Consider the following 17,642-nt stretch of genomic DNA (forward strand, 5'->3'; position numbering starts at 1 on the left):
GTTGAAGAACAAAAGCCCGGCAAGGGTTACAGAGTGAACAACTGAACACGCGACAACTTTTTAGGGAGTTGTCTGATTAGTTTTGCCCTTGGGCAGTTTCCATTAGCGATTTCGAGAGACGGATGAACATCACCACCTTTGCCAAACGCCTGTGCCTTCTAGTCCCGCTGCTCCTCTCGCCTGCCGCTTTCGCGGTCGAGATGATGCCGTCGCCACCGCAATTGGCCGCCAAAGCCTATGTACTCATGGATGCCAGCAGCGGCAACGTGCTGGTGGAGAACAACGGTGACCAGCGTCTGCCACCGGCCAGCCTGACCAAGCTGATGACCGCCTACATCGCGACGCTGGAAATCCGTCGTGGCCAGATCGGCGAAAACGATCCGGTGACCGTCAGCGAGAACGCCTGGCGTACCGGCGGTTCGCGGATGTTCATCAAGGTCGGCTCGCAGGTTACCGTCAACGACCTGCTGCACGGCATCATCATCCAGTCGGGTAACGACGCCAGCGTTGCGCTCTCCGAGCACATCGCCGGCAGCGAAGACGCGTTCGCCGACCTGATGAACAAAACCGCTGCCGACCTGGGCCTGACCAACACCCACTTCATGAACCCGACCGGCCTGCCAAACCCTGAGCACTACTCGTCGGCTCACGACATGGCAGTGCTGGCTCGCGCGATCATTCACGAAGACCCGGCTCACTACGCGATCTACTCGCAAAAAGAGTTCTTCTGGAACGGCATCAAGCAGCCTAACCGCAACCTGCTGCTGTGGCGCGACAAGACTGTCGATGGCCTGAAAACCGGTCACACCGACGAAGCCGGCTACTGCATGGTGTCTTCGGCCGTACGTGATGGCATGCGCCTGATCGCCGTGGTGTTCGGCACCAACAGCGATGTAGCCCGCGCAGCTGAAACCCAGAAGCTGCTGACCTACGGTTTCCGCTTCTTCGAAACCCAGACCTTCTATCAGAAAGGCGCCGAGCTGGCTCAGGCACCTGTCTGGAAAGGCACCACCAATCAAGTCAAGGCCGGCCTGGCTCAAGACCTGACCATGACCCTGCCAAAAGGCCAGCTGAAAAAGCTCGCCGCCAGCATGACCATGAACCCGCAACTGGTTGCGCCTATCGCCAAGGGTGACGTGATCGGTAAAGTCGAAGTGAAACTGGACGACAAGGTGGTGCACAGCGCCGACCTGATCGCTCTGGACGCGGTCGACGAGGGTGGTATCTTCCGCCGCATGTGGGATAGCATCCGTCTATTCTTCTACGGCTTGTTCAACTGATAGTGTGCATCTGCATGGCCCCGCGCTGATCCGGCGTTGGGCCATGCTGTCGCCACGGCTTACGCTTACGAGGCCGTTACGCCATGACCGATACCGAAGTAAAGGCGCCTAAGATCGAATTTCCCAACGTTGATTACCCGGTTAAGGTGATCAGCGATACGGGTGTAGGCAACAAAGACAAGATCATCGAGATCGTCAAGAAACACGCGACGATCAACCATGATCGCGTGGACGAGCGCCAAAGCACCAACGGCAAGTACACCACGATTCAGTTGCACATCGTCGCCACCGACCAGGACCAGCTGTACAACATCAACAGCGAACTGCGGGCTACCGGCTTCGTGCACATGGTGCTGTGATGTCCGGCACGCTGGGCTTTCGCGAACTTGGCCAGATGGCTTACGAGCCCGTCTGGCATGCCATGCAACGCTTCACCAACGAACGCGGCAGTGATGCCGCCGACGAGATCTGGCTGGTGGAGCACCCGCCGGTGTTCACCCAGGGCCAGGCCGGCAAGGCTGAACATCTGCTGCTGCCGGGAGATATTCCGGTGGTGCAGGTCGATCGTGGTGGTCAGGTGACCTATCACGGCCCCGGCCAACTGGTGGCTTATCTATTGCTGGATGTGCGCAAGCTGGGGTTCGGCGTGCGTGACCTGGTCAGCCGCATGGAGCAATGCCTGATCGAACTGCTGGCCAGCTACGGCGTGACCGCCGTGGCCAAGCCGGATGCGCCAGGTGTCTATGTCGACGGCGCGAAAATCGCTTCTCTGGGTTTGCGAATCCGCCACGGTTGCTCCTTTCATGGCCTGGCCCTGAATGTGGATATGAACCTGGAACCGTTTCGACGGATTAATCCCTGCGGCTACGCCGGGCTGGCGATGACCCAGCTGCGCGATCACGCAGGACCGATTGAATTTGCCGAGGTAAGTGCCCGGCTGCGCGCGCAGCTCGTCAAACACCTCGACTATGCTGAGCAGACGACCCTAACGGGCGGAATCGACTGATATGACTACTGATGCAGTGCAAACCATGATCCCGACGCTCGATGTCACTGAGCGTCCGGCCCCGCGTGCCAAGGTTGAAGCCGGCGTCAAGCTGCGCGGCGCCGAGAAGGTTGCACGCATCCCGGTGAAGATCATCCCGACCACTGAACTGCCGAAGAAACCCGACTGGATCCGCGTGCGCATCCCGGTTTCCCCGGAAGTCGACCGCATCAAGGCCCTGCTGCGCAAACACAAGCTGCACAGCGTGTGCGAAGAAGCGTCCTGCCCGAACCTGGGCGAGTGTTTCTCTGGCGGCACCGCGACTTTCATGATCATGGGTGACATCTGCACCCGTCGTTGCCCGTTCTGCGACGTCGGCCACGGCCGTCCGAAGCCACTGGACGTCAATGAGCCGGAAAGCCTGGCCATTGCCATCGCCGACCTGAAACTCAAGTACGTCGTCATCACTTCGGTAGACCGCGACGACCTGCGTGATGGTGGAGCCCAGCATTTTGCCGACTGCATCCGCGAAATCCGCAAGCTGTCGCCGAACGTGCAGCTCGAGACCCTGGTCCCGGACTACCGTGGCCGCATGGACGTCGCGCTGGAAATCACCGCCGCCGAGCCGCCGGATGTGTTCAACCACAACCTGGAAACCGTGCCGCGCCTGTACAAGGCTGCGCGTCCGGGTTCGGATTACCAGTGGTCGCTGACCCTGCTGCAACGCTTCAAGCAGATGATGCCGCACATTCCGACCAAGTCCGGTTTGATGCTGGGCCTGGGCGAAACCGATGAAGAAGTCATCGAAGTCATGAAGCGCATGCGCGAACACGACATCGACATGCTGACCCTGGGCCAGTACCTGCAACCGTCCCGCAGCCACTTGCCGGTCCAGCGCTTCGTGCACCCGGATACCTTCGCCTGGTTCGCCGAGGAAGGTTACAAGATGGGCTTCAAGAACGTCGCTTCCGGCCCGCTGGTACGTTCCTCGTACCACGCCGACGAACAGGCGAAACTGGTCAAGGCCGAGCTGATGTCGTCCTGATAGCAGTGAGAAACACAAAAAAGGGCCCGCAAGGCTTTCAGCCTTGCGGGCTTTTTTTGCAATGCCCACGGCAATTACAGTCTTTTCCTGCAAGCCGTGGGGCGACTGACCCTCTTCTGTTTATTCCCGTTCCTGACTACTGTGTGCTGAAGCATTCACACAGGGAGAATCATGGATGACTGTTCGACCGACCCACACGCTTTGTCCGCACGCTCCCGTTCCGGCCTTGCCATCGCAAGGGCTGATTGGCGTAATCGCGCCCGCCGGCCCCGCAGCACTGGACACCGATAAAGCCATTGCCTGGATGCGTGCTCGTGGCTATTCGCTGCGGGTATTTCCCGGTGTCTACGAGAAAGATGGCTATCTGGCCGGCAGCGACGATGTGCGGCTCAATGACTTGCATGCGGCCTTTGCCGACAACGAGGTCGACGCCATTATCTGCCTGCGTGGGGGGTACGGTACGCCGCGCTTGCTCGATCGTATCGATTTCGAATTACTGCGCCGCAACGTCAAGCCGTTCATCGGCTACAGCGACGTCACTGCGTTGCATCTGGCTATCAGCCGTTACGCGGGTTTCGTGACTTTTCACGGCCCGATGCTCAACGCCGACCTGCTGGGTGACAAGCAGAAACCCACCGAGTCCTCGTTTTTCAACATGCTGCGCGGGCAGGTAAGGGCGGACAGCGTGCTCGCGCATCCGGCGGCCTATCCATTAACAACCATTGAGCCAGGCATCGCTCACGGGCGTTTGCTGGGGGGCAATCTGTCGATGATCGCCGCGACCATGGGCACGCCTTACGAGATCGAGGCCGAGGGCGCCATCCTGTTTATCGAGGACATTAACGAGCCGCTGTATCGCATCGACCGGCTGCTGACCCATTTGCGTCTGGCCGGCACGTTGCACAAGCTGCGCGGGGTTCTGGTGGGGGATGTGGCGGGGGTGGATGTGGCTGCGCTGGAGCGCTTGCTCAAGCAAGTCTTCGCACCGTTGCACATACCCGTGCTGGCCGGATGGCGCAGCGGGCATTGCGACCCGAACCTGACACTGCCGATGGGCGCGCTGGTCAGGCTGGATGCGGGGAACAAGGTGTTGGTGTTGGAGCAGGATGTGGTGATCAGGTAATAACGCGGCGCAAAAAAAGATCGCAGCCTTCGGCAGTTCCTACGGGGTTTTGTGTGCGCCTGTAGGAGCTGCCGAAGGCTGCGATCTTTTGCTTTTAGCGGCTACGCAACCCTTCCAGCAACTTGTGCGTCGGATAACCATCCGCCGGCCAGCCAAACGACTGCTGGGCGTTGCGGATTGCCTTACGGGTGTTGGCGCCGATAATCCCGTCGGCGGTTCCCGCGTCGTAGTTCTGGGCGCTCAGCAGGTTTTGCAGCTCGATTCGCTCGGTACGGCTCAGCGGCAAGTCATCTTTTGGCCATAGGCCGTTGATCAGGCCGCCGCCATTGAAACGCTCGGACAACAGGCTCACGGCCAAAGCGTAGGACGACGAGTTGTTGTACTTGAGGATCGCGCGGAAGTTATCGAAGATCAGGAACGCCGGGCCGCGATAGCCTGCCGGCAGCAGCAGGGCGGCGGACAGGTGTTCGGAGCCTGCAGGGACCTGGCCGTCATTGGTCAAGGTGACCCCCAGTTGTCGCCACTCGGCCACGCTCTTGCGAATTGCACCATCGGCCAAGGCGTAATTAAAGCCGCTTGCCAGCTGCACTTCAAAGCCCCACGGCTGACCTTTCTGCCAGCCGGAGCTTTGCAGGTAGTGCGCGGTCGAGGCCAGTGCATCGGCCGGGCTGCCCCAGATGTCGCGGCGGCCATCGCCGTCGAAGTCCACGGCGTGGGTGTTGTAGGTGGTCGGGATGAACTGGGTCTGGCCCATGGCACCGGCCCAGGAACCGAGCATTTTCTCAGGCTCGATATCGCCCTGTTGCAGGATTTGCAGGGCAGCAATCAGCTGCGCATGAGCAAAGCCCGGACGTCGACCTTCATAAGCCAGGGTCGCCAGGGAATTGATCACTGACTTGTTGCCCTGGAACTGACCGAAGTTACTCTCCATACCCCACACCGCGACCAGTGCCTGACGGTCGACCCCGTAGCGCTGTTCGATACTTTGCAGGATGTCCGCGTACTGGCTGACCAGTGCCTGACCTTTGCGCACCCGCAGCGGCGACAGCGCGCCATCGAGGTATTCCCACACCGGGCGAGTAAACTCCGGTTGGCTGCGGTCGGCGCGGATCACGCTATCGTCCAGGCTGACATTGGCAAAGGCGCGGTCGAACAGGTCGGCGCGAATGCCGACGGCGAGGGCATCTTTGCGAAAACCCGCTTGCCATTCGGCAAAGGTCTGGGTCGGCTGGATGTCGAGACTCTCACCCGTCGGAACCACCGGTGGTATGACCGCAGGGGCTGTTGCAACGGTACGGGTCTGAAGCGGTTGGGCGTCGGCGGCGGTGGGTTTTTCCGCGCAGGCGACAAGCAGAACGAGGCTGGAGGCAGCTATCAGTTGGCGAAGGTGCCAACGACGGGAAAGACAGAGGGGCATGCACAGGTCCAGAGGATACGAATCAGGTGCAGACCTTAACATGTTGAGCGATGGCTTGCCTTTCAGGCCGCCAGAAAGTAAGAAGCCTCCCAGCTATTAGACTGGAAGGCTTCGCGGCGGTAGCTGCCTTTGCCCTTGCCGGCTCGTTCCTGACGGCTGCGGAACAGTGGCTGGGCGATGATGGATTTGGCCTTGTTGGGGCCATGCTTTGATGGCTTTTTGCTCATGATGGTCTCGCAAGTGAGTGGTTTTGCGGGGGGAATAATCTGCCGAAGTTGGGGTTCTGTCTAGTCCCTACATTGTGTAGGACCTTTCGGATGCCTTCGCGGGCAAGCCTCGCTCCTACAGGTCTCGTGTCGAACCGACAATGTGTTCCGTAGGAGCGAGGCTTGCCCGCGAATAGCCGTTATGCGGTCAAAAATATTACTCGGCAGGCAACGACAATCTTTGCCCGGCCATCAACAGCGTCAACCGACTCAGGCTCATCCACGGCGAGCCCGCCGCCTGACCTTTGATCTGTGCGTCGATGCGCTGCGCTTCCAGCAGCAACTGCGCCCAGCGTTGCGCCGAGTAGCGTTGCAGCGCCTTGCTCATCAGCGGTTTGCGTTTGTCCCAGATCGGCGGTCGGGCCTGGCTGAAGGCTTTGTCCAGCGGCACGCCCTGGCTGTATTGCAGCGAGAGGTTGGCCAGCAGACGCAGCTCCCGTGCCAGCGCCCAGAGAATCACCGGTGGTTCGACGCCTTCGCCGCGCAATCCTTCGAGCATGCGCAAGGCATGAGCGGCTTCACCGTTGAGAATCGCGTCGGTCAGGCCGAAGACATCGAAACGCGCACTGTCAGCCACCGCCGCTTGCACGGTTTCGACCGTGATCTGGCCACCTTCGGCCATCAGCTTGAGCTTTTCGATTTCCTGAGCGGCAGCCAGCAGGTTGCCCTCGACCCGAGCGGCAATCAGTTCCACGGCGTCCTGGCTGGCGGAAAGCCCGGCCTGGGACAGGCGTTGCCGGATCCAGCTTGGCAACTGGTTGGTATCCACTGGCCAGATCTGCACGAACTGAGTCTGTGGACCTTCTACCAGTGCCTTGCCCCACTTGGTCTTCTGCGCGCTACCGTCGAGCTTGGGCAAGCTGATCAGCAGCACCGTGTCTTCGGCCGGGCGCGAGCAGTACTCGATGAGCGCGGCGGCGCCTTTGTCACCGGGTTTGCCGGAAGGCAGGCGCAGTTCCAGCAGACGCTTTTCAGCGAACAGCGACATACTGGCGCCAGCCTGCAGCAGCGTACCCCAGTCGAAACTGGCGTCGGCGGCGAAGACCTGGCGTTCATCGAAACCTTGCTGGCGGGCAGCAGTGCGTATGGCGTCGGCGGCTTCCTGACACAGCAGCGGGTCATCACCACTGATGATGTAGACCGGCGCGAGGGCGCCTTGCAGGTGTTTGCCGAGTTGGGCGGGGGCGAGTTTCATAAGTCAGGGCGAACGGGGCGCCTGAGCGCCCCGTAAGTCTTATTGCTTCGGCAGTTCGACGGGCGACTGACGCGGAGTCGCCGCTTCAGCCTTTTGCGCTGCTTCCAGCGCGGCGGCTTCAGCCTTGGCCCTGGCATCGGCGGTCTGTTGCAGCTGTTCCAGCTGAGTCGGGGTCAGCTGTTGCAGGCGCAGCATCATGCGTTGTACCAGTTCGCGACGGATCTCGCGGCGGGCATCGTTGGCTTCCTGGTCGGAACCCACCAGATTGTTGCCGTCGTGGATGAACACCTTCTGCACTTCAAGCTTATCGCTCAGCAGTGTCAGGTTGCCCTGACCACGGATGTCGTAGTTCAGTATGGTGTTCACCTGGTACTCGCCAGTACGGCCGGCACCGGCATAACTGAGGATGCGCTGGCTTTCCTGTTCATCGGCCAGATACAGCTTGTAAGGCGCGCCGCTATAAACCTTGACGCCACTGCTTTCCAGCACTTGACGCAGTTGCGTCACGGTTTCGCCATAGGCATTGCGGGCGCTCAGGTCGAGTTCCTTGATCGCCAGTTCGGTGGTGCCGGTACCGCGCAGCTGAAAACCGCAGGCGCTCAGCAGGACCGCGAGGCCCATCACCAGCAGATTGCGTTTGATCATCGTTGTTGCTCCCCTTGAAACCATGTGGGCCGAGCGTGCGGCCCGAAAGGTTTTACTCGGCGCCTGGCATGACCTGGCGCCCGATCCAATTTAGCTGGCGACGATATTGACCAGTTTCCCGGGCACTACGATCACTTTACGAATAGTCAGGCCATCGACGAAGCGCAGCACGTTTTCATTGGCCCGTGCGGCGGCTTCGACTTCTTCGCGGCTGGCACTGGCGGGCATTTCGATGTGGCCGCGCAGCTTGCCGTTGACCTGAATCACCAGTTGCAGGCTGTCCTGTACCAAGGCGCTTTCGTCCAGTACCGGCCAACCGGCATCGATCACCGGATCGGCGTGCCCCAGACGATGCCACAGCTCATGGCTGATGTGCGGGGTAATCGGTGCCAGCAGCAGGACCACGGTTTCCAGACCTTCGTGAATCAGTGCGCGATCCTGTTCGGTGCCTTGCGGGGCTTTTTCCAGCACGTTCATCAGCGTCATCACCTGGGCGATGGCGGTGTTGAATTTGTGGTTCTGGCCGACGTCGTGGCTGGCCTGCTTGATGGCCTGGTGGATCGAACGGCGAATGGCTTTCTGCTCGTCGTTCAGGCGGGCGACGTCCAGTTTGCCCGGCAGGCCCTGAGTAACGTGCGCTTGAGCAAGACGCCAGACGCGCTTGAGGAAGCGGTGCGAACCTTCTACTCCGGAGTCAGACCATTCCGCGCTCATGTCAGGCGGCGAGGCGAACATCATGAACAGGCGGCAGGTGTCTGCGCCGAACTGGTCAATCATCGACTGTGGGTCAACGCCGTTGTTCTTTGACTTGGCCATCTTCTCGGTGCCACCGATTTCCACCGGCAGGCCGTCTGCGATCAGCTTGGCGCTAATGACCTTGGCCTTGCTGTCGCGTTCGAGTTCGACGTCCGCCGGGTTGAACCAGGTGTAGGCGCCGTTGGCTTCGCGACGATAATAAGTCTCGGCGATCACCATGCCTTGGGTCAGCAGGTTCTTGAACGGCTCATTGGAGCTCACCAGGCCTTCGTCGCGCATCAGCTTGTGGAAGAAGCGCGCGTAGAGCAGGTGAAGAATGGCGTGTTCGATACCACCGATGTATTGATCCACCGGCAGCCAGTGGTCGGCCGCCGATTTTTCTACCAGGCCACCTTCATAGTGCGGCGAGGCGTAGCGGGCGTAGTACCACGAGGACTCGACGAAGGTGTCCATGGTGTCGGTTTCACGCTTGGCCGGTGCGCCGCATTTCGGGCACGAGCACTCGTAGAACTCGGGCATGCGCGCCAAGGGTGAACCGGCACCGTCTGGAACCACGTCTTCCGGCAATACGACAGGCAACTGATCTTCCGGGACCGGCACATCACCGCAAGTATTGCAGTGGATGATCGGGATCGGGCAGCCCCAGTAGCGTTGACGGCTGATGCCCCAGTCGCGCAGACGGAACTGGGTGCGCGAGGCGCCGAGGTTTTTCTTGATCAGCGCCACTTCGATGGCGTCGAAGGCGCCTGCGAAGTCGAGGCCGTCGAATTCGCCGGAGTTGATCAGCGTGCCGTGCTCGCCGTACGCATCCTGCCAAGGGGCCGGGTTGGTGTCACCTGCACTTGTGCGCACCACGGATTTGATCGGCAGGTTGTACTTGGTGGCGAACTCGAAATCACGTTCATCGTGTGCCGGAACAGCCATGACCGCGCCATCGCCGTAATGCATCAGCACGTAGTTGGCGACCCACACCGGGAGTTTCTCACCCGTCAGCGGGTGCTCGACGAACAGCGAGGTCGGCAGACCTTTTTTCTCTTGAGTGGCGACGTCGGCTTCGGCGACGCTGCCGCCCTTGCATTCAGCGATGAACGCTTGCAGCTCAGGGTTGTTTTGCGCGGCCAGGGCAGCCAGATGGTGTTCGGCGGCCACTGCAACGTAGGTTGCGCCCATCAGGGTGTCCGGACGGGTGGTAAATACTTTCAGCGCACCGGTTTCGCCGATGGAGGCGACGTCGTACGGGAACTGGACTTCCATGCCACGGGATTTGCCGATCCAGTTGCGCTGCATGGTCTTGACCTGTTCAGGCCAGCCCGTCAGTTCGTCGAGGCTTTCCAGCAGTTCATCCGCGTAAGCGGTGATCTTGAAGTAGTACATCGGGATTTCGCGCTTCTCGATCAGCGCGCCGGAACGCCAGCCGCGACCGTCGATCACTTGCTCGTTGGCCAGAACGGTCTGGTCGACCGGGTCCCAGTTCACGGTGCCGCTTTTTTTATAAATCACGCCTTTTTCGAACAGGCGAGTGAACAGCCATTGTTCCCAGCGGTAGTAATCGGGCTTGCAGGTGGTCACTTCGCGCGACCAGTCCACCGCCAGGCCCAGGCTGCGCAGCTGGCTTTTCATGTAGGCGATGTTTTCGTAGGTCCACTTGGCGGGCGCTACGTTGTTCTTCATCGCGGCGTTTTCCGCTGGCATGCCGAAGGCGTCCCAACCCATGGGTTGCAGGACGTTCTTGCCTTGCATGCGCTGGTAGCGGGAGATCACGTCGCCGATGGTGTAGTTGCGCACGTGCCCCATGTGTAGCTTGCCGCTGGGGTAAGGGAACATCGACAGGCAGTAGAACGTCTCCTTGCCTGGCTGTTCACTGACTTCAAAGGACTTTTGCTCGTCCCAGAACGACTGGGCGGCGGCTTCGATTTCACGGGGCTGATATTGTTCGTGCATGGCTACTTTTGAACTGAATAGGGGTGGCCTAATCCTCTTCAATGCGACGCTGGACGGTGATCACGCCAAATTGGCGTTTCGATGCCCAGACGAGCCGGAAGTGGAGTTACAGGAAGCGCCGTAGCATACATGACCGCGCTCTACCGAGGGAAACCCTGATTACACGCAAGAAGGCGGCAATGCCCGTCCCGAGGGCCGTTGGTCGCGGCACTCAGCCGGTTTGTGCAACGAAGCTAAGCTCTAGAAGGGGAGTGAGTCTTATCTTCAATGAGGTGAGGGATGGTTGAGTCACAACGAAAAGTCACAAAACCGGAGCTATACGAAAGACTGATAGACCGTCTGGGAATGGCACTGGACGCGGCCAAAACCGCTGGACGGCTTCGTGATGAGCGCCCCCTGGAGCTGGAACTGCGTGGTTTGACCCCCGCAGAGTTTGAATTGGTCAAGGCGTATCTGGACCGTAGTGAGCGTGAGACGCAGGGATGTTTGTCGGCTGCAATGAAGCAACTCGACGCACCACGTTCGGCCAAGATCGTCTGGCTCAAGGATAAGGCACCCGGCAGAGACGCGGTAAAGGTCCGGTCTTTGCAATTCAAGTAAGGGCACTTGAAGCCATGACCCATGGTTTTCTAAAACAAAGTCCTTTCGCATTTGTTGTCGCATTGCGTTAACCCACTTAGGCTTCGGGCATCTAAGGAGATGCCCGATGCCTTTTCGTTACTTCGTTAAACAACTTCTATTGCCGCCCGGCATTCTTTTGTTGCTACTGGCGCTCGCCTGGTGGTGGCGCCGATCCAGACCGAAGCTGGCTGGCTTGTGCTTCGTCCTGGGCATGGGTGGCTTCTGGTTGATGAGCCTGCCAATCGTGGTGGAATGGAGCGCCAGGGCCCTGGAACGCGAGCCGCCGCTGACGCGCGAGCAATGGACCACCCTGGGTCAGCAAGCCGATGCAATCGTGGTGCTGGGTTCGGGGCGCGAGCGGGGCGACCCGGCCTGGGGCGTCGACCAGCCGACCGGTGTAGGCCTGGAGCGCGAGCGCTATGCAGCGCGTCTGGCCAAGGCTTCTGGCTTGCCGGTTCTGACCAGCGGCGGCCTGCATTACGGCACGCCACCGACTGAAGCGAAGCTGATGGCCGATTCGTTGCTCGATGATTTCGGCGTGACGGTGCGTTGGCAGGAAGGGCGAAGCCGCACGACCTGGGAAAACGCACAGTTCAGCGCCCAAGTGTTGTTGCCGGAAGGGATCAAGCGTGTGGTGGTCGTGACTCAAGCCTGGCACATGCCCCGGGCAGTCTGGAGCTTTCAGCAGGCCGGGTTTGAGGTGGTGCCCGCGCCAGTGGGTTTCCTGGGCGTGGACAATGCCCGGCCGCTGGGCGGCTGGATGCCGGAATTCAAGTCGATCTGGCAATCAGGGCAGTTGATGAATGAGGCGGTGGGGCAGATCGGGTATTTGATGTTTTATCGCTGATTTTGTGGCGAGGGGGCCTACCCCTCGCCACAAAAGGTCAAGAAATCAGACAGTTTTCGCCATTCTGTTCGCAACCAGCGCCCAACCAAACAGCAGCAGACAAACGATGATCAACGGCCATGAACGCCATTGCAGATACGGCGTCAGGTTGTGCATCGGTACCACTTCGCCATACAGAATGCCGCGTTCGAACTGCGGGATCCGGGCGGTGATCTGGCCGAACGGGTTGATCAGGCCGGTCACGCCGTTGTTGGTGGCGCGAATCATCCAGCGCCCGGCTTCAAGTGCGCGCATCTGCGCCATTTGCAAGTGTTGCAGGGGGCCGATGGAGGTGCCGAACCAGGTGTCATTGCTGATGGTCAGCAGCAGATCGCTGCGGGCGGCGAGGCCGGCGGCGAACTCCGGGTAGACCACTTCGTAGCAGATGAACGGCGCAATCTGATAACCCTTGGCTTGCAGCAGCGCTTGATCGGACGGGCCACGGGCGAAGTCGGACATCGGCAGGTCGAAGAAGGCGATCAGGCCACGCAAGACTTCCTGCAATGGAACATATTCGCCGAACGGCACCAGTTTCTGCTTCAGGTACGTGCCATCGCCTTCACCGACAACGGTAATACCGTTGAAATAGCGCTTCTCGTGATGGACTTCCTGGCGAATCGGCACGCCGGTAATCAGCGCGGATTTACGCTCTGCCGCGAAGCTTCCCATCATGTTCAAGTAGCCTTCAGCGGACTCCTTGAGCACCGGCACCGCCGTTTCAGGCCATATGAGCAGGTCGACTCGCTTGGAGCTCAAGCTCATGTCGCGGTACAGCGCCAGTTGCGCGTTGAGCTGCGCGGGATCCCACTTCATGCTTTGTTCGATGTTGCCCTGAATTGCCGCGACGCTCAGCGGCGCACCGGACGGGCTGGTCCAGGCATGCTCCTTGAGTGCCATGCCGATCACCCACGGGCCGGCCAGCAGCAACACGCCAGCGGCAATAAAGCCTTTGCGGCCAGTACCGACCAATCGCACAGCGTTGTAGATCAGCGCAGCCGTCAGGGCCAGGGAGAAGGAAATCAGCCACATCCCGCCGACTGGGGCGAGCCCGGCCAATGGGCCGTCGAGCTGGCTGTAACCGGAATAGAGCCACGGGAAACCGGTCAGAAACCAGCCGCGAAAGGCTTCCTGACCCACCCACAGCGCTGCAAACGCCAAGGCATCGGCCAGTGGCGCTTCGTTACGGCGCAACCAGCGCGCCCAAATCCAGGCGGGCAGGGCGAAGAACCAGGCAATTGCGGCAGTGAAGAGCAGCATCAAGAAGCCGGCCAGCAGCACCGAAGCGCCGCCGAAGTTGTGGATGCTGTAGTAGATCCAGCTGGTGCCCGCGGCAAACAGGCCGAAACCGAAACACCAGCCACGGCCCAAGGCCTGACGGGGGCTCAGTTCGCGCAAACCGGCGTAAAAGAAACCGACCGCCAGCAATGCCAGCGGCCAGATATCGAACGGTGTCAGGGCCAGGGTGGTGAGTGCACCAGCCGCCACGGCCAGCAGATTACCGGGCCAGCCGGGACGGGTCATACGACGCATTTCAATCCTTAGAATTACCGGGCGATAGGTGACAGACGCAGCAAGTGAATCCGACGGCTGTCGGCGTTCAGGATGCGGAAGCGATAGGCGCCGATTTCAGTGATTTCGTTGCGCTTTGGCAAGTGCCCGAACGCGCTCATCACTAAACCGCCGACGGTGTCGAATTCGTCGTCGGAGAATTCGCTGTCGAAGAACTCGTTGAAGTTCTCGATCGGCGTCAGGGCCTTGATCAGGAAGTCCCCGCTGGGCAGCGGCTTGATGTAGCTGTCTTCTTCGACGTCATGCTCGTCTTCGATGTCGCCGACGATTTGTTCCAGCACGTCTTCGATGGTCACAAGGCCAGCCACACCGCCGTATTCGTCAATGACGATGGCCATGTGGTTGTGGTTGGCGCGAAACTCGCGCAGCAGCACATTCAGGCGCTTGGACTCGGGCACGAATGTGGCCGGACGCAGCAGGTCCTTGATGTTGAAGCTGTCACCGTTCTCTTTGAGGATCAACGGCAGCAAGTCCTTGGCCAGCAACACGCCCATCACGTCATCGTGGCTTTCGCCGATCACCGGATAGCGGGAGTGGGCCGAGTCGACCACGGCCGGCAGGAACTCGCGAGGTGTCTGGGTCGCCTTGATGCTGATCATCTGCGAACGCGGGACCATGATGTCCCGTACTTGCAGGTCCGCAACCTGGATGGCGCCTTCGACAATGGCCAGCGCCTCGCTGTCCAGCAACTTGTTTTGGTGTGCATCGCGCAGCAGCTCCAGCAGCTCCTGGCGGTTCTTCGGCTCGTGGGCAAAAGCCTGGGTGAGCTTACCCAGCCATGACTTCTGCCCGTTGCTCGATCGATCTTCGCTCATAGCGATTACTCTGAATCCTTTGTTGTAACGATAGGGGATGTGTCTGTTTCGTCGTCCGCATAAGGGTCCGGATGACCCAATTCTGCAAGCAACGTTCGTTCCAGTGCTTCCATTTCTTCGGCTTCCTCGTCATCTATATGGTCGTAACCAAGCAGATGCAAGCAGCCGTGAATGACCAGATGCGCCCAGTGGGCCTTTAATTCCTTGCCTTGTTCGGCCGCTTCGCGCTCGACCACCGCTACACAGATCACCAGATCGCCCAGCAGGGGAATATCGAGAAACTCATCGGGGACATCGGCCGGGAACGACAAAACGTTGGTGGCGTAGTCTTTTTGCCGCCAGGTGGAGTTCAGTTCGCGGGCTTCCTCTTCGTCGACCAAACGGATGGTCATTTCGGAGTCGGCAGTGCGCTGGCGCAGGGCCAGTTCGCACCATTGGCGGAACTCGGCTTCGCTTGGGGCAGATGCTTCGGTAGCCAGTTGCAGATCAAGCTCAAGCATCGGGGCGGGTGTCCTTGGAGGAGAACTTCGCCGGTTCGTCGGCTACGCGATTTTCGAAGCGCTCGTAGGCTTCGACGATGCGTTGCACCAGCGGATGGCGCACCACGTCCTTGGGCATGAAGTGGGTGAAGCTGATACCCGGCACGTCTTTCAGGACTTCGATCACATGGTGCAGCCCGGACTTGGTGCCTTTCGGCAGGTCGACCTGGGTAATGTCACCGGTGATGACTGCCGTGGAGCCAAAGCCGATCCGGGTCAGGAACATCTTCATCTGCTCGACGGTAGTGTTCTGGCTTTCGTCGAGGATGATGAAGCTGTTGTTCAGGGTGCGACCGCGCATGTAGGCCAGCGGCGCGACTTCGATCACCTGGCGCTCGATCAGCTTGGCCACGTATTCGAAACCGAGCATTTCGTAGAGTGCGTCGTAGAGCGGGCGCAGGTACGGATCGATTTTCTGGGACAGGTCGCCGGGCAGGAAGCCGAGCTTTTCGCCCGCTTCAACCGCCGGACGGACCAGCAGAATGCGGCGAATCTGCTCGCGTTCCAGCGCGTCTACCGCGCAGGCAACGGCCAGATAGGTCTTGCCGGTACCGGCCGGGCCGATGCCGAAGTTGATGTCGTTACCGAGGATTTCCTTCACATAGCGCAGCTGATTCAAGCCGCGAGGGCGAATCATGCCTTTCTTGGTGCGCAAGGCGACGGACGGTTCGGCGGGGGAATGGTTGTCCAGTTCCTCGACGGCCGATTCCTGCAGGAACAGGTGAACCATGTCCGGCGACAGCTCGGTACCCTTGGTTTCCCGGTACAGGCGGCGCAGGAGGTTTTCCGCGGAGGTGGTGTGCTTGGGCTCGCCGATCAGTTCGAACTGGTTTCCGCGGTTGCGGATCTCGATAGCGAGGCGCTGTTCGATCAAGCGCAGATGCTCGTCGAATTGCCCGCACAAATTGGCGAAGCGGCGAGCTTCAAAAGGCTCGAGGATAAAACGATGTGGTTCTATGGGTGCGTTCAAGGTCGTATTTAGCCGCCCTGGGGCAATTATGATGAATAAAGGATAGCGCCAGTCGCCTGGGTGCGAAAGCTCTTAAATATGCAATGCCGATCACCGTCCTGTAGGAGCGAAGCTTGCTCGCGAAGGCGGCATTACAGACGATTCATAGGTTGAATGTCAGTCTGCCTTCGCGGGCAAGCCTCGCTCCTACAGGTTTGTGGTGATTATTGGATCAGCGAGCCCCGCAGCGAGTGCGGTTGCGCGGCATCGATGCGCACGTCGGCGAACTGGCCGATCAGGGTTGGATTGTCGCAGCGGAAGTTGACGATACGGTTATTCTCGGTCCGGCCCTGCAGTTCGCCAGGGTCTTTTTTCGAATAATCGGTTACCAGAATCCGCTGAATGGAACCCACCATCTGTCGGCTGATCTCGAAACCTTGCTGGTTCAGGCGATGTTGCAGGGCGTTCAGGCGTTCTTTTTTCAGCTCTTCCGGCGTTTCGTCGGCCAGATCGGCGGCCGGAGTGCCCGGGCGCTGGCTATAGACGAACGAGTAGGAAAAGTCGAAACCGACGTCTTCGATCAGCTTCATGGTCTGTTCGAAGTCTTTTTCGGTCTCGCCCGGGAAGCCCACGATGAAGTCTGAACTGATGCAGATACCCGGCACGGCGGCCCGCAGCTTGCGCAGCTTGGATTTGTACTCCAGCGCGGTGTGGTTGCGTTTCATCGCGGCGAGGATCCGGTCCGAGCCCGATTGCACTGGCAAGTGCAGGTGTTTCACCAGTTCCGGCACATCGGCGTGGGCCTGGATCAGGCTGTCGGAAAATTCCAGCGGGTGCGAGGTGGTGTAGCGAATCCGGTCGATGCCATCGACGGCGGCGACTACCCGGATCAGTTCCGCCAGATCGGCCAGGCGACCGTCGTGAGTGGTGCCGCGATAACCGTTGACGTTCTGCCCCAGCAGGGTCACTTCGCGTACGCCGTTTTCGGCCAGGTGAATGATCTCGGCAATCACATCGTCGAACGGTCGGCTGACTTCTTCACCGCGTGTATAAGGCACCACGCAAAACGTGCAGTACTTGCTGCAGCCTTCCATGACCGACACGTAAGCGCTCGGCCCGTCGATGCGCGGCTCGGGCAGGTGGTCGAACTTTTCGATTTCCGGGAACGAGACGTCGACTTGCGGCAGCTTGGTCAGGCGCGCGGCGTCGATCATTTCCGGCAGGCGGTGCAGGGTCTGCGGGCCGAATACCACGTCGACGTACGGAGCGCGATCACGGATGGCCGCGCCTTCCTGGCTGGCCACGCAACCGCCGACGGCGATGACCATGTCCGGGTTGGCCAGTTTCAGTTCGCGCCAGCGGCCGAGCTGGGAATACACCCGGTCCTGGGCGCGTTCACGGATTGAGCAGGTGTTGAGCAGGATCACGTCGGCGTCTTCAGCGCGGGCGGTAACTTCCAGGGCCTGATGTTCGCCCAGCAGATCGACCATGCGCGAGCTGTCATACTCGTTCATCTGGCAACCGTGGGTTTCGATGTAAAGCTTCTTGGCCATGGACCCCAGTCTCACGTGATTCAAAGAACCGCGCATTATAGGGAACATGTCCCAAGG

The 17,642-nt window shown here is 60.0% G+C and carries 17 protein-coding genes; 7 read left to right on the forward strand and 10 right to left on the reverse strand.

The window, feature by feature from the left end:
• The first annotated feature begins 122 nt into the window (after window positions 1-122).
• The 5 genes from KGB14_RS08900 (at window position 123) to KGB14_RS08920 (ending at window position 4,433) form a co-directional block, all read left to right on the forward strand.
• Complete coding sequence (locus KGB14_RS08900) at window positions 123-1,280, forward strand: D-alanyl-D-alanine carboxypeptidase family protein (protein WP_223485746.1); 1,158 nt, start codon at window positions 123-125, stop codon at window positions 1,278-1,280.
• A gap of 83 nt (window positions 1,281-1,363) precedes the next feature.
• On the forward strand, window positions 1,364-1,639 hold the full coding sequence (locus KGB14_RS08905; RefSeq protein WP_003215438.1) for a DUF493 domain-containing protein: 276 nt from the start codon (window positions 1,364-1,366) through the stop codon (window positions 1,637-1,639).
• Window positions 1,639-2,286, forward strand: a complete 648-nt coding sequence (gene lipB / locus KGB14_RS08910; RefSeq protein WP_223485748.1) for a lipoyl(octanoyl) transferase LipB — start codon at window positions 1,639-1,641, stop codon at window positions 2,284-2,286. The genes KGB14_RS08905 and lipB overlap by 1 nt, the downstream gene beginning before the upstream one ends.
• Before the next feature lies 1 nt (window position 2,287).
• Window positions 2,288-3,310, forward strand: coding sequence for a lipoyl synthase (gene lipA, locus KGB14_RS08915; RefSeq protein WP_007946663.1), 1,023 nt, complete (start codon window positions 2,288-2,290; stop codon window positions 3,308-3,310).
• A gap of 175 nt (window positions 3,311-3,485) precedes the next feature.
• Complete coding sequence (locus KGB14_RS08920; protein WP_223485750.1) at window positions 3,486-4,433, forward strand: LD-carboxypeptidase; 948 nt, start codon at window positions 3,486-3,488, stop codon at window positions 4,431-4,433.
• Between the two features lie 94 nt (window positions 4,434-4,527).
• Here the strand turns inward: KGB14_RS08920 and KGB14_RS08925 are convergent, their stop codons facing one another.
• The 5 genes from KGB14_RS08925 to leuS form a co-directional block, all read right to left on the reverse strand.
• Window positions 4,528-5,850 (reverse strand): lytic murein transglycosylase, encoded by a 1,323-nt coding sequence (locus tag KGB14_RS08925; protein ID WP_223485752.1) that lies wholly within the window; start codon window positions 5,848-5,850, stop codon window positions 4,528-4,530.
• Window positions 5,851-5,912: 62 nt separating this feature from the next.
• Window positions 5,913-6,077 (reverse strand): alternative ribosome rescue factor ArfA, encoded by a 165-nt coding sequence (gene arfA, locus KGB14_RS08930; RefSeq protein ID WP_003176285.1) that lies wholly within the window; start codon window positions 6,075-6,077, stop codon window positions 5,913-5,915.
• Window positions 6,078-6,273: 196 nt separating this feature from the next.
• A complete protein-coding gene (holA, locus tag KGB14_RS08935) occupies window positions 6,274-7,311 on the reverse strand; it encodes a DNA polymerase III subunit delta (RefSeq protein WP_223485754.1) in 1,038 nt (345 codons plus the stop codon).
• A gap of 39 nt (window positions 7,312-7,350) precedes the next feature.
• Complete coding sequence (gene lptE, locus KGB14_RS08940) at window positions 7,351-7,956, reverse strand: LPS assembly lipoprotein LptE (RefSeq protein WP_223485757.1); 606 nt, start codon at window positions 7,954-7,956, stop codon at window positions 7,351-7,353.
• A gap of 90 nt (window positions 7,957-8,046) precedes the next feature.
• Window positions 8,047-10,653: a leucine--tRNA ligase gene (gene leuS, locus KGB14_RS08945; RefSeq protein ID WP_223485759.1), complete on the reverse strand. Its 2,607-nt coding sequence runs from the start codon at window positions 10,651-10,653 to the stop codon at window positions 8,047-8,049.
• Between the two features lie 279 nt (window positions 10,654-10,932).
• On the opposite strand from leuS, the gene KGB14_RS08950 reads away from it, so the two are divergent.
• Window positions 10,933-11,253, forward strand: a complete 321-nt coding sequence (locus tag KGB14_RS08950) for a hypothetical protein (RefSeq protein WP_223485761.1) — start codon at window positions 10,933-10,935, stop codon at window positions 11,251-11,253.
• 106 nt (window positions 11,254-11,359) lie between these two features.
• On the forward strand, window positions 11,360-12,121 hold the full coding sequence (locus KGB14_RS08955) for a YdcF family protein (protein WP_223485763.1): 762 nt from the start codon (window positions 11,360-11,362) through the stop codon (window positions 12,119-12,121).
• Window positions 12,122-12,166: 45 nt separating this feature from the next.
• On the opposite strand, the gene lnt is transcribed toward KGB14_RS08955, so the two are convergent.
• The 5 genes from lnt to miaB form a co-directional block, all read right to left on the reverse strand.
• Window positions 12,167-13,690, reverse strand: a complete 1,524-nt coding sequence (gene lnt, locus KGB14_RS08960; protein WP_223485765.1) for an apolipoprotein N-acyltransferase — start codon at window positions 13,688-13,690, stop codon at window positions 12,167-12,169.
• 14 nt (window positions 13,691-13,704) lie between these two features.
• Window positions 13,705-14,544 (reverse strand): HlyC/CorC family transporter, encoded by an 840-nt coding sequence (locus KGB14_RS08965; protein ID WP_187678832.1) that lies wholly within the window; start codon window positions 14,542-14,544, stop codon window positions 13,705-13,707.
• Between the two features lie 5 nt (window positions 14,545-14,549).
• On the reverse strand, window positions 14,550-15,044 hold the full coding sequence (gene ybeY, locus KGB14_RS08970) for an rRNA maturation RNase YbeY (RefSeq protein WP_223485768.1): 495 nt from the start codon (window positions 15,042-15,044) through the stop codon (window positions 14,550-14,552).
• Window positions 15,037-16,053, reverse strand: a complete 1,017-nt coding sequence (locus tag KGB14_RS08975; RefSeq protein WP_223485770.1) for a PhoH family protein — start codon at window positions 16,051-16,053, stop codon at window positions 15,037-15,039. The genes ybeY and KGB14_RS08975 overlap by 8 nt, the downstream gene beginning before the upstream one ends.
• Before the next feature lie 203 nt (window positions 16,054-16,256).
• On the reverse strand, window positions 16,257-17,585 hold the full coding sequence (gene miaB, locus KGB14_RS08980; RefSeq protein ID WP_223485772.1) for a tRNA (N6-isopentenyl adenosine(37)-C2)-methylthiotransferase MiaB: 1,329 nt from the start codon (window positions 17,583-17,585) through the stop codon (window positions 16,257-16,259).
• Between the last annotated feature and the right edge of the window lie 57 nt (window positions 17,586-17,642).

Origin of the sequence: Pseudomonas sp. A-RE-19, assembly GCF_019956555.1 — a bacterium.
Classification (GTDB): domain Bacteria; phylum Pseudomonadota; class Gammaproteobacteria; order Pseudomonadales; family Pseudomonadaceae; genus Aquipseudomonas.

Bases quoted from the DNA above. Each gene is read 5' to 3' on its own strand.
- KGB14_RS08950 (WP_223485761.1), top strand. From the start codon at position 10,933: ATGGTTGAGTCACAACGAAAAGTCACAAAACCGGAGCTATACGAAAGA.
- lptE (WP_223485757.1), bottom strand. From the start codon at position 7,956: ATGATCAAACGCAATCTGCTGGTGATGGGCCTCGCGGTCCTGCTGAGC.
- ybeY (WP_223485768.1), bottom strand. From the start codon at position 15,044: ATGCTTGAGCTTGATCTGCAACTGGCTACCGAAGCATCTGCCCCAAGC.
- miaB (WP_223485772.1), bottom strand. From the start codon at position 17,585: ATGGCCAAGAAGCTTTACATCGAAACCCACGGTTGCCAGATGAACGAG.
- KGB14_RS08920 (WP_223485750.1), top strand. From the start codon at position 3,486: ATGACTGTTCGACCGACCCACACGCTTTGTCCGCACGCTCCCGTTCCG.
- lipB (WP_223485748.1), top strand. From the start codon at position 1,639: ATGTCCGGCACGCTGGGCTTTCGCGAACTTGGCCAGATGGCTTACGAG.
- KGB14_RS08900 (WP_223485746.1), top strand. From the start codon at position 123: ATGAACATCACCACCTTTGCCAAACGCCTGTGCCTTCTAGTCCCGCTG.
- arfA (WP_003176285.1), bottom strand. From the start codon at position 6,077: ATGAGCAAAAAGCCATCAAAGCATGGCCCCAACAAGGCCAAATCCATC.
- holA (WP_223485754.1), bottom strand. From the start codon at position 7,311: ATGAAACTCGCCCCCGCCCAACTCGGCAAACACCTGCAAGGCGCCCTC.
- KGB14_RS08965 (WP_187678832.1), bottom strand. From the start codon at position 14,544: ATGAGCGAAGATCGATCGAGCAACGGGCAGAAGTCATGGCTGGGTAAG.
- KGB14_RS08925 (WP_223485752.1), bottom strand. From the start codon at position 5,850: ATGCCCCTCTGTCTTTCCCGTCGTTGGCACCTTCGCCAACTGATAGCT.
- KGB14_RS08905 (WP_003215438.1), top strand. From the start codon at position 1,364: ATGACCGATACCGAAGTAAAGGCGCCTAAGATCGAATTTCCCAACGTT.
- KGB14_RS08955 (WP_223485763.1), top strand. From the start codon at position 11,360: ATGCCTTTTCGTTACTTCGTTAAACAACTTCTATTGCCGCCCGGCATT.
- lnt (WP_223485765.1), bottom strand. From the start codon at position 13,690: ATGCGTCGTATGACCCGTCCCGGCTGGCCCGGTAATCTGCTGGCCGTG.
- lipA (WP_007946663.1), top strand. From the start codon at position 2,288: ATGACTACTGATGCAGTGCAAACCATGATCCCGACGCTCGATGTCACT.
- leuS (WP_223485759.1), bottom strand. From the start codon at position 10,653: ATGCACGAACAATATCAGCCCCGTGAAATCGAAGCCGCCGCCCAGTCG.